Genomic DNA, 10,787 nt, shown 5'->3' with positions numbered 1-10,787 from the left:
GCAAAGGGATTGACTAATCGAGGCCCGTTACAGAAGGGTGGGCAAAGGCGCCCTTGCGCCGTGCCCACCATATTGGTTGAACTGTCCGGGTTGGAACGGTGGGCATCCGCCGTCGCTCTTCGAGCTATGGCGGACAGGCGCTTCCCCCCTCTCTACCCGGATCGGTGACATTGATGCTGCTTCACAGACTCCTCGTTGCTGCCACGGCGTCCCTGTCCCTTTCCTCCATTGCCCTCGCCCAACCGGCCCCTGCCCCCGTCCGCCCCGCGCCGAGGCCCGCTGTCGCACCCGTGCCCGGCCAACAGCCGGCCGCCGCTCCGCGCGCGCCGCGCGGCGCTTCCTGTCACAACGGCCAACCATTCGACCGCTTCCTCGCCGACCTCAAGCAGCAGGCCGCCGCGGAGGGCGTGTCGCAGCGCGCGTTGGCGGAAGCCGCGCCCTACCTCGTCTACGACCAGGGCATCGTCAACCGCGACCGCGGCCAGCGCGTGTTCGGCCAGGTGTTCACCGAGTTCGCGCGGAACCGGGCGTCGGACGGCGCGGCAAAGAATGCGCAGGCGCGAATCCGGATGCATGCGGCGGCGTTCAACCGCGCCGAGACGGAATATGGCGTGCCGCCGGCCGTGATCGCCGCGTTCTGGGGGCTGGAGAGCAGTTTTGGCGCCGAGCTCGGCAATCTGTCCACGCTGCGCTCGCTGGTGTCGCTGGCGTATGACTGCCGCCGCTCCGAGATGTTCCAAAAGGAGACCATCGCCGCGCTCAAGATCGTCGATCGCGGCGACCTCGCGGCCAGCGAGATGATCGGCGCATGGGCCGGCGAACTCGGGCAAACGCAATTTTTGCCGACGCATTATTTCACCTATGCGGTGGACTATGACGGCGACGGCCATCGCAATTTGTTGCGCAGCGCGCCCGACGTGATCGGCTCGACCGCGAACTACATCGCGACCGGATTGAAATGGCGGCGCGGCGAGCCGTGGCTGCAGGAAGTGCGCGCGCCACAGAATTTCCCGTGGGAGCAGGCCGACCTCACCACCAAACTGCCGCGCGCCAAATTCGCGCAGCTCGGCGTCACCTATCCCGACGGCCGGCCGCTGCCGAACGACGACCTGCCGGCCTCGCTGCTGCTGCCGATGGGCCGCACCGGCCCCGCATTCCTGGCGTACGCGAATTTCGCCGCCTACACCGAGTGGAACAACTCGCTGATCTACTCGACCACCGCGGNCCCACCCCCGCCCCCCCGCCGATGCGGCAGCCCGCCGTGCCGGTGGCGCAACTGCCGCTGAACGAATTAAAGGAGCTGCAGCAGTTACTCGTGCGCGCGGGCTTCAATGTCGGCAAGGTCGACGGCGTGATGGGACAGTTGAGCCGCACGGCGGTGAAGGCGATGCAGATCAAGTATGGGCTGCCTGCGGATTCCTGGCCGACGGCGGAACTATTGGCGCGGATGCGTGGGCCGAGCGCGCAGGCGCAGCCCGCGGGCCTGGTGATGCCGGCGACGCGGTGAACTGACGCCTCGTAGCCCGGATGGAGCGCAAGCGAAATCCGGGAAGGCGCCGCGCGCGCAGAACNGCCTGTCATCGGGCGCGCATTCGCGCGACCCGTTGGCTCCATCCGGGCTACGAGCCGCACGCCTTGTATTTTCCCGCGAGCGCCCCATCTCGCAAAACACCTCATCCGCTTGAGGCGTTTTTCCACTTCACGAAAAGAGCATCACATGTCCTTCCACGACTCAACCGTGCCCGCCTTCCTGCAAATCCTCGGCGGCCTTTCCGGCCTGCTTCAGAAGGCGGAAGCGCATTGCAAGGCAAAGAACATCCAGCCCGAGGTGCTGCTCAGCGCACGGCTTTATCCGGACATGTATCCGCTGACGCGGCAGGTGCAGACGGCCTGCGACTTCGCCGTGAAGACCTGCGCGCGTCTTACCGGCAGCGAAGTGCCGACGACGCCGGACACTGAAAAGAGTTTTGAGGAATTGCAGCAGCGGATCGCGAAAGCGACCGACTACATAAAATCGTTCAAACCGGCGCAGTTCGACGGCGGCGACACGCGCGAGGTGACCTTCCCCGTCGGCCCGAACAACACGCGGACGCTGAAGGGCCAGCAATATCTCGTCAACTTCGCCTTCCCGAATTTCTACTTTCACGCCGCCATCGCGCACGGCATCCTGCGCCACAACGGCGTCGAAATCGGCAAGCGGGATTTTCTCGGCGTGAAGTAATCGTCAGCGCAAGGCGGCCAGTTCGCGCGCGAGGTTTTTGCGGGCCTGGCCGTCATATCGCGCGGCAAAGGCCGCGTCGGGAAAGATCACCGGCCGCGCGGCGAACTGGCTGAGCACGCGGGCGCGGCCGGCACGGTAATCAGGCTCCGGCACATGGATGAATTCCTGCCGGATCGCGGCGGCGTAGGCGTCGTAGCGCGCGGGTTCCGCGCCCAAAATGCTGAGGTCGATCGAGATCAGGATCGCGCCCAGGCGATCGTCAGACTGGACCGCGTGCGTCTTGGTCAGGCGGATCAGGCGGCCGACTTCCTCGCTGATGTCGGAGCGCACGTGCTGCTCGGCGAGTTGCGCGCTGAGCTCTTCATTGTCCGAACGCGTCGCGTCGTAGACGACGTCGTGCCACCAGATCGCCTCGGACAGGATTTCGCGCTCATGCGCTGAAAGATTTTCGACGCGTGCGAGTGCGGCGAGGCAGTCTTCGATATGTGCGAGGTTGTGGTAGTGGCGGCCGGGTGCCGTGTAGGCGGCGATTAATTCTTCGCGGTTCATATGTCCTTCCCCGAAGCACCGCCGCCGTAGGGCGGATTAGCGATAGCGTAATCCGCCGTCTTTCCGCGAGGAGGAACCGCGGTGGGTTACGCCTTCGGCTAACCCACCCTACGAAATCCTACCGCATCGTGATCGCGAGGCCGCTGAGGTCCGCGTTCGCCATCAATCCTACCTGGTGCCCGGTCAATTCCAGCACCGCGCCCTTCTGGTTGGTCAGCACGATCGCGCGCGCGCCGCGGCCGACTGCAATGCCCGCACCGGCCGCACCGTAGACGCCGGCGACATCGGAAGCGCGCCAGATGTTGCTCACGCGGCCGCGCAGGATCGTCTTCGAGCCGCCGAACACAAAGCCGTAGTCGAGGCCGCCGGTCGAAAGCGCGTAGCGCCGCCCGCGGAAATCCAGCACGCCGCTGCCGCCGGAACCGCCGATCACCCAGCCCGCCTTGTAGATCGTGAGCTGCACAAAACCTTCGTCGGCATGCGCGGCGGAGGACAGCGTAACGCCCGCAAAAGCCGCAAGCGCGAGCACGGCGGCACGGAGGGCGGATGGCATCTTCATGGATATTTTCTCCAGGGAATTGGCGGCCTGCGGCGCCGATTGAGTCGTGACCGGCGGATTGTACCCGATCGGGGTAATCCGGAAAGCGCGTTGATGGCCCGCACAGGGACGCAGGCACGACACAATTTCATCAAAATCTGCCGGTCCCGTACGAAAGATTTCCGTGCAGGCGCATGATAATCGTACCGCCTGTGAACTGCATTACCTTTGCCTCGATCATCTTGCGCTAGTAATCCGCCCGACAATTCCTTCGCGATCACATCGCATCACACCGTTCCAGAGCTATCGGCGGGTCGAATGGCGCAGCGCCGCTGCCTTTCCAGCGAGGCAGCGGCGCGTTAGGCTTCGGACGCCAAACCGTTCACGAAGGTGTCCCATGTCGCAGATCCAGCATTTTGCGCCGCCCGCCGGCATCAAGGCCCCGCCGCTCTCCTTCGCAACCCGTGTCGGCGGCCTGCTGTTCGTCTCGGGCATTCCGGGCTTTGACGACAAGGGCGCACTGGCCGACGGTTTTGAGGCGCAGTTCGGCTTCGTCGTCGCCAACATCAAGCGCATCCTTGATGAAGCGGGCGCGACGTTTCGCGATCTCGTCAAGGTCAACGTGCTGCTGACGCGTGCCTCCGACGTCGCTACCATGAACGTGCTGTATGCATCCGCCTTCGGACCCGCGCCCTACCCCGCACGCACCACCTGCGTGGTGCACGCCCTGCCCGATCCGAAGATGCTGATCGAGATCGAATGCGTCGCACAGATTTCGGGGCGGTAATCGATGCTGACCCTCTATTCCTACCCCGAGCTGTTCGGCGTCGCCGACAATAACGGCTACGGGCTGAAGGTTTACGCCTTCCTCAAACTCGCAGGCGTCCCCTTCGTCCATGAACACATCTTCGACGCCTCGCCCGCGCCGCGCGGGCAATTGCCCTACATCGTCGATGATGGCGAGACGATCGGCGACAGCGAGACCATCATCGCCCATCTCACCAGCAAGTATGGCCTGACCATCGACGCCAATCTCACGCCCGCCCAGCGCATGGTCGACCATCTCGTCACGCGGATGCTGGACGACCTCTACTGGGTGATGTCGTATTCGCGCTGGAAGGACGAGCGTTATTTCCCGGCGTTTCGCGACAGCTTCATGGCACAGCATTCACGCATCGACGAAGCTGGCATGAACAAGGCCAGGGAATACAACGCCCAGCGCTATTATTTCCAGGGCATCGGCCGTTACGCGCCCGATCAGGCCTATGCGCGCGGGCTGGCCGATTTGCAGGTGTTGGCCGATCTCGTCCCTGCTGATGGCTATGCGCATGGCGCGAAGCCGACCAGCATCGATGCCGGCATCTACGGCTTCATCGCCAACATCCACTTCTTCCCGATCCCGACGCTGCTGAAAGCCTTCGTCACGGCCCATCCCAATCTCGTGCGCCATTGCGAAGCCATCCACGCGGCGGTCAGCCGCTGAAGGTGGATCGGCGCTAATTCAGGACATTACGTAGTTCTCGCCAGCAACTCCGTGGCTGCCTTCGTCACGAGGCCCGCAGTTAATCTACCCGCGTGATATGCGTCGGCGAGCCCCTCAGCTGTCCCGAGCTGCTTTAGACCGTCCGCGATTTCATCGACCAAAACCCTAAGAAAGTTTTGATACGCGCTTAGCTGCGCCTCAGCGGCCAGATCGCCGGCCTCCAGAATAAATTCCCTATACTTCGGAAATAGCCTCTCAAGCCTAAAATACAGATGCGACTGCTCTATCCGATCGGGTTCAGCTCGATCGAGTTGCTTCAGCCAGAAGCCCACGTTGACGAACCATTGTTCGCCAAATCCCTTCTGGACTCCAACGAGGGTGATAGCCGCATCTCCCGGAAGCCGCATCAGACTTCCACGCCGGGCGAAACCATGCTGCTGCAGAGCCTCGAACAGGCCCTTCCTGAACTCTTGACCTGTCATCATCTGCCGACTCGACAGCCCTCGCCTCGAAAGCGCGTAGGGCGATTAGTAACTCACCCTACAAAATACTCACGGCTTCGGCATCGTCTCCTTCACCGTATCGCTGACGAAATCGGCGGCGTGGCGATAGGCGGCGTCGTTGTCGCCGCGGAACGTCACGGTTCGCCGCATCAGCAGTTTCTCGGCTTCGAGATCGAGCAACTGGATTTCGCCCCATTGCACCAGCGTGCTCATTTTGCGGATGCCGCCATAGACCACGAGCCGCGCGCCGGCCTTTCGCGCGGCGGCAATGAACACATCCTGCGACATGCTGGTGGCGGTGCAGGGATGATCGCGGCATTCGATCGTCACCACGCGATAATCGCCCTGCGCCGCCAGATTATCCCGCAGCAATTTTGCAAACGACGCCACGCGGGCGCGATGCTCCGCGCTCTGGTCGACGACCTCCCCGGACGTGTCGAAATAATCGAAATCCGCCACCGCCACCGCGATCGGCGCGGCGGCGGACGATCCGCCTGCAAACGACAAGGCAGCCAGCGCGCCCAGCATGGTCAGCACATGGCCGGCGCGGTAACGCCAGAGAAAGAGACACCGCGGGACGATCGTCTGCATCATGCTTCGTATCCTCACCACCAGGACGTTGCCCCGCCGCCCGCGGTTCGACCATAACAGGGGTTAAGGATTTCGCTAACCCATCGCGACTCCAGTTTTGAACCTTCTCGCGCGTCCCGCAACTCACTCGGGTAGCCGGGCCGATGCCCCGTGATCCAAACAGGAGATTGAAGATGCGTCGTATTTTCGCCCTTGGCGCCGTTGCCGCTATTGGCTTCACCGCACTTGCCGCCTCAAGCCCGGCTGAGGCTTCGTACCATCTGATCCGCTGGCAGGACACCGGCTTCTGCCAGATGTGGGACCAGAGCATCCCGACCGCGCCCTATCCCGGCAATTACACCGTGATCGTCGGCTCTGATGTGCCGACCTTCAGCCATGCGCTGGCGTTCAAGGACGGCCTGCTGCGTAACGGCACCTGCGCGTTCTGAGTGACTGCCAGACCTCATCCTGAGGAGGCGCGAATCGCCGTCTCGAAGGATGAATGGCACTAGCAGGGCCACATGGTTCGAGATGGCGCTACGCGCCTCCTCACCATGAGGATCACTTGAAAAGGCCGGCGAGAGGATTAATCGCCGGCCTTCTTCGCAAGCCGCATTGAACCAATCACGTATCAGTTACAACAAAGGGATGCCCGGTCATCCTCGGCCGGGAGCCGCTTCCTCACATTCGTTGCGGGAAGCACTGCCATAGATTTCCATGACAGGAGTATTTTTCCTATGCTTCGATTGACCGCTCTTGCTGCCACCGCCGGTATCGCCTTCACTGCACTTGCCGCGCCCAGCCCCGCTGAAGCCGCCTTTCACCTGATCCGCTGGGAAGGCACCGGCGTCTGCCAGGTCTGGGACCAGAGCATTCCGACCAAGCCGATCCCGTCGAACTACAAGACCGTCAGCAGGCCGGTCCCGACCTTTGTCGCCGCGCTCGCGGTGAAGGACGGCATGCTCAAGAAGGGCACCTGCAAGCTGTAAGTTGCGTTGTTAGCTGTGTAGGGTGGGCAAAGGCGCTTCAGCGCCGTGCCCACCCTTCTTTTTGCGACGGAGGGCACGCTGGCGCTTTGCCCACCCTACGAAACTTTTCTCCCACCTTGTGCAAGCGGGCTCACTTGCTATCCTCTGGTAAAATCAAGCAAGAGGAAACGCCCCATGCCCCTTCTCCAAAATCACATCGCAGTCGTCACCGGCGCGGGCTCCGGCATCGGGCGCGCCATCGCGATCGGCTATGCGCGGGAGGGCGCGTGCGTCGTGCTGCTCGACAGGGACGAGAAGGCGGCGGCGGAAGCCGCCAAGGAAATCGGCGACAAGGCGATAAGCTTTGCGCTCGATGTCGCCAGGCGCGAGGACTGCGCCGCGATGGCAAAGCAGATCGCCGACAAGGTCGGCCAGGTCTCGGTCCTCGTCAACAATGCCGGCATCGTTCGCCGCAACGGCATGCTGGGCGCGGCAGAGGCGGTGATCAGCGACTGGGAAGACATCATCGCGATCAACCTCACCGGCGTTTTCAACGTGACGCACGCCTTCCTCCCCGCGTTGCGCGCCAGCAAAGGACGCATCGTCAATATCGGCTCGATCCAGTCTTTCGTGCATGTGCGCACGCCGAGCTCGCCGGCCTACACCGCCTCCAAACACGGCGTGCTCGGCTTCACCAAGGCGCTCGCCGCCGAACTCGGCAAGGAAGGCGTGCGCGTCAATGCGATCGGCCCCGGCTTCATCGCAACGCCACTGAACGCCAATGCCCGCGCCAACAATCCGGAGCTGGTGAAGACATTCATGGACCACACCCCGCTCGGCCGTGCCGGCACTGCAGAGGACATCGTCGGCCCCGCCATCTTCCTCGCCTCCGATCTTTCGGCTTACGTCTCCGGCTCGATCGTGATGGTCGACGGCGGCTATCGGGCAGTGTGAGCCAGGGCGTCCCGCGCACGCCATCCTCGTCGTTATCCCGCCTTACAGCGCAACTTCGCAATCAGGCCTTCGCAAGCATCCGCGAAGGCCATCCCTGCCGCGCGAACCTCAACCTCAAGCTGATCGCTGAAAGTTGAACACAGGCGTGTGAAATCTAAGATTGCGCACCATAATACCGCAATTATCGTTTGTGCCGTTTCCTGGCCGCTATTTTCCATCTCCGGAGCCTCCTTTTCCCGGAGCCCATTTTTCTGAAGGCATCGCGCAGCAATCGAAGGCGGATTGTTACGCCAAGAATGCGAATTGCCGCGCAAAGCGGCCGGGCGACTGACCTCGACGCATTTGAAATTTCTCACACCAAACCAAGAGGAGACGAGCATGGCGAGGCGAAGCACTCCAAGGTCATCCGATGCTGGAACGCAGCAGACGATCGCTGCAAGTCCCGACGAACTGCTGCTGGCGGCACTGGCGCAGGGTGGCGACACGACAAAGACCGGACGCTTTCTGATGACGTTCAAGGAAGGCGCCACGGCCGCCGGCGTGAAATCATTGCAGTCAAAGCGAGGCCTGCGCGTTGCGAACGCGCGCGACTTTACCGGACAAGCCGTCGATCTGGCGGACGCCGGAGACGCTCAGGCGATGGTCTTCCCGGAGATCGGCGTGGCCCTGGTCGGCGGCGGCGCTGCCGCCGAACACGGCATCACGACGGCCGACTTCGCGGCCGAGGACAGCGCCACGCACTCGGTCGATCCGGAATATTTCATGTTCGCAGCGCAGGTAAGTCCGGGCGACTATTTGAAAGGCGTGTTGCGCACCGCGGAGATGATCTACCAGGATCTCGGCTCGTTACACGGCGAGGAGGCGTTTGGCGACGTATCGGCGGAGGCAGTCGGCGCGACCTGGGGGCTGCGGGCCTGCAAGGTGCCGCAAAGCAATTTCAACGGTAACGGAATCAAGGTTGCCGTTCTCGATACCGGGTTTGATCTCGGACATCCGGAGTTCGCCGGCCGCCCGATCGTCAGCAACACATTCGTCGGACAACCGGTGCAGGATCTCCACGGTCACGGAACCCATACCGCCGGCACGGCGTGCGGGCCGCAATCTCCTCCGGGCCCGCTGCAGCGGTATGGCATTGCATTCCGTTCGCAGATGTTCATCGGCAAGGTGCTGACCAATTCCGGCTCCGGCACTCAGGCGCAGATTCTCGCCGGCATGAATTGGGCCATCGCCAACCGATGCGCGGTGATCTCCCTGTCGCTTGGCGCACAGATACCGCCCCAGCCGTCCTATACGGCAGCCGGCGCAGCGGCGCTGGGCGCCGGATGCCTGATCGTCGCGGCCGCTGGAAATGCCAGCAACCGTCCCGGCACGATAAAGCCCACGATCGCACCGGCGAATTCGCCTACTATCGTGTCGGTCGGCGCGCTGGACAGCTCGCTTCGGGTGGCTTCGTTCTCCTGCGGCGGCAAGGTCGACATCGCCGCGCCCGGCGTGAACACGTTCTCGTCGTGGCCGCGCCCGCAGCTCCACAACACCATCAGCGGCACCAGCATGGCGACGCCCCATGTCGCGGGCTGCGCCGCCATGTGGGCGCAGAGCAGTGCAAGCCTGCGGGGACTTGCCTTGCGCGCCAAGCTGACCGCGACAGCCAGACATCTGCCGTTGCCGGCCACGGATGTCGGCGCCGGCCTGGTGCAGGCTCCGTAGCCGCCTTGCGCATCCCGCGCCGGAGCCTATGCTCCGGTGCGGGACAGGCTGACGCACAAGCCGTTGGCGGCGCCGCAGCGTGTGCAGGCTTTGCATGACCGAAACTGCAGCGACACTGAAACTCATCCCGCTGGTCCCGAACGTGGCGCTGCCGCGCACCGCGTCGGCCCGGACGCGTACGTCGATCCCGCCGGGATACGGCGTTCAGGAGCAGTGCCTGCCGTTCACCGCGGCCAGCGCGCTCGGTGTCATCATTCCATCCCCGATCCGCTTTGGTTTCTGCACCCTCGATGCGCTGCCGAACGGATGCCGGGCGTTCCGCTCGCCTGCGAACAAGCCTGATACCGCCGGCAACTATGCCGAGCCGCGGGTGTTCTACGTGTTCGACAATCCGGAAGTCCGCTTCGCCGGCAATGCCTATGAACTGAGGGGCGTTTCCGGGCAGGACTCCGCCGCATCCGTCCAGGAACCGGGCCTCAGTTTTTTCGACCGCGACGATCAGTCCGGCGTGATAAAGCTTCATCTTCCCTACATCTGGCGCACCCCTGAGATGGTGGACACGCTGTTTCTGCCGCTGCTCAACCGCGCCGGACCCGGACTCGAAGTCAAATGCGGGCTGGTCGAAACCGATTGGTACGCCAGTCCGGTCAATCTCGCGCTCGGCCTGCCGCCGGGGCCGGTTCACATCGGGATTGGGGATCCGGTGGCGCAGGCCATCTTCATTCCCCGGGCGCTGCGCCGGCCGCACCTTGAATCGCTCGCCGAGCATGACCAGCTCAATCTGGAGGCCCGCAGAGACCTGGCCGATTGGGACAAGCGGCACGCCGAAGATCGCAGCCTGTATAAAGTCTTGGCGCGAAGCGCGGTTGGTCGTATCGAGCGAGAAGTATCGTCAAGGCCGGGCGAGAACCGATAAATGCAAGCCACTGCGCTGGCTCTGATCACTTGCGCATTCGCGCAGACCAGGTGGACTGGCCATCCCGACAGCGACGAAATTTTGGAGAGCGCCATGGCAAAGAAACAGAAGCAGGCCTTTGTAGTCACGGTCTCGGAAGACCATGGAATCGAAAAGGTGGCGCGCGAACTCAAGGCGAAGGGATTTGAGGTGGATCAGGTTCTCGATGCGATCGGCGTCGTCACCGGCTCCGCCCTTCCCGACAAGGTCGCGAAGATGCGCGAGATTCCCGGCGTCAAGGACGTGTCTGCCGATCACCCGGTCGACATTGGACCGCCCGGCGCTCCGATATCCTGAAGTTTCGGAGGCCGTATCGCTTTACCCGCACTGCATTTGACA

Annotated in this window: 13 protein-coding genes and 2 pseudogenes; 11 read left to right on the top strand and 4 right to left on the bottom strand. The window is 63.3% G+C overall.

Features of this window, described 5'->3' with window-relative positions; all coding sequences use genetic code 11:
* Positions 1–173: 173 nt before the first annotated feature.
* The 3 genes and pseudogenes from CQ14_RS28330 to CQ14_RS28325 all read left to right on the top strand — a co-directional run.
* Positions 174–1,224, top strand: a pseudogene (locus CQ14_RS28330) (lytic murein transglycosylase); the annotation flags it as partial.
* A 1-nt stretch (position 1,225) separates the two neighbouring features.
* Positions 1,226–1,489 (top strand): annotated as a pseudogene (locus CQ14_RS46860) (peptidoglycan-binding domain-containing protein); the annotation flags it as partial.
* A 228-nt stretch (positions 1,490–1,717) separates the two neighbouring features.
* Positions 1,718–2,221, top strand: coding sequence for a DUF1993 domain-containing protein (locus CQ14_RS28325; protein WP_057861116.1), 504 nt, complete (start codon positions 1,718–1,720; stop codon positions 2,219–2,221).
* A gap of 3 nt (positions 2,222–2,224) precedes the next feature.
* On the opposite strand, the gene CQ14_RS28320 is transcribed toward CQ14_RS28325, so the two are convergent.
* Entirely contained in the window at positions 2,225–2,770 is a 546-nt protein-coding gene (locus tag CQ14_RS28320; protein WP_057861115.1) for an HD domain-containing protein, read from the bottom strand.
* 118 nt (positions 2,771–2,888) lie between these two features.
* A complete protein-coding gene (locus tag CQ14_RS28315; protein ID WP_057861114.1) occupies positions 2,889–3,329 on the bottom strand; it encodes a hypothetical protein in 441 nt (146 codons plus the stop codon).
* Between the two features lie 376 nt (positions 3,330–3,705).
* On the opposite strand from CQ14_RS28315, the gene CQ14_RS28310 reads away from it, so the two are divergent.
* Both CQ14_RS28310 and CQ14_RS28305 read left to right on the top strand, forming a co-directional pair.
* Entirely contained in the window at positions 3,706–4,095 is a 390-nt protein-coding gene (locus tag CQ14_RS28310; protein WP_057861113.1) for a RidA family protein, read from the top strand.
* Positions 4,096–4,098: 3 nt separating this feature from the next.
* Positions 4,099–4,791, top strand: coding sequence for a glutathione S-transferase family protein (locus CQ14_RS28305; protein ID WP_057861112.1), 693 nt, complete (start codon positions 4,099–4,101; stop codon positions 4,789–4,791).
* A gap of 26 nt (positions 4,792–4,817) precedes the next feature.
* Here the strand turns inward: CQ14_RS28305 and CQ14_RS28300 are convergent, their stop codons facing one another.
* Both CQ14_RS28300 and CQ14_RS28295 read right to left on the bottom strand, forming a co-directional pair.
* Positions 4,818–5,276 (bottom strand): DUF4304 domain-containing protein, encoded by a 459-nt coding sequence (locus tag CQ14_RS28300; protein ID WP_057861111.1) that lies wholly within the window; start codon positions 5,274–5,276, stop codon positions 4,818–4,820.
* A gap of 66 nt (positions 5,277–5,342) precedes the next feature.
* The gene (locus tag CQ14_RS28295) at positions 5,343–5,888 is read right to left on the bottom strand and encodes a DUF2380 domain-containing protein (RefSeq protein ID WP_057861110.1); all 546 of its coding nucleotides are present in this window, start codon (positions 5,886–5,888) and stop codon (positions 5,343–5,345) included.
* Positions 5,889–6,058: 170 nt separating this feature from the next.
* On the opposite strand from CQ14_RS28295, the gene CQ14_RS28290 reads away from it, so the two are divergent.
* From CQ14_RS28290 to CQ14_RS28260, 6 genes are all read left to right on the top strand, one after another.
* Positions 6,059–6,313, top strand: a complete 255-nt coding sequence (locus CQ14_RS28290; RefSeq protein WP_057861109.1) for a hypothetical protein — start codon at positions 6,059–6,061, stop codon at positions 6,311–6,313.
* A 288-nt stretch (positions 6,314–6,601) separates the two neighbouring features.
* Positions 6,602–6,853: a hypothetical protein gene (locus CQ14_RS28285; RefSeq protein ID WP_057861108.1), complete on the top strand. Its 252-nt coding sequence runs from the start codon at positions 6,602–6,604 to the stop codon at positions 6,851–6,853.
* Positions 6,854–7,027: 174 nt separating this feature from the next.
* Positions 7,028–7,786, top strand: a complete 759-nt coding sequence (locus tag CQ14_RS28280; protein ID WP_057861107.1) for an SDR family NAD(P)-dependent oxidoreductase — start codon at positions 7,028–7,030, stop codon at positions 7,784–7,786.
* Between the two features lie 378 nt (positions 7,787–8,164).
* The gene (locus tag CQ14_RS28270; RefSeq protein WP_057861120.1) at positions 8,165–9,493 is read left to right on the top strand and encodes a S8 family serine peptidase; all 1,329 of its coding nucleotides are present in this window, start codon (positions 8,165–8,167) and stop codon (positions 9,491–9,493) included.
* 94 nt (positions 9,494–9,587) lie between these two features.
* Positions 9,588–10,409, top strand: coding sequence for a hypothetical protein (locus CQ14_RS28265; protein WP_057861105.1), 822 nt, complete (start codon positions 9,588–9,590; stop codon positions 10,407–10,409).
* Positions 10,410–10,502: 93 nt separating this feature from the next.
* Positions 10,503–10,745, top strand: a complete 243-nt coding sequence (locus CQ14_RS28260; protein WP_057839281.1) for a hypothetical protein — start codon at positions 10,503–10,505, stop codon at positions 10,743–10,745.
* The last annotated feature ends 42 nt before the right edge of the window (positions 10,746–10,787 follow it).

This window comes from Bradyrhizobium lablabi (assembly GCF_001440475.1).
GTDB lineage: Bacteria > Pseudomonadota > Alphaproteobacteria > Rhizobiales > Xanthobacteraceae > Bradyrhizobium > Bradyrhizobium lablabi.
Note: the sequence above shows the minus strand (reverse complement) of the source record. Positions and strands in the feature narration are given on the sequence as shown.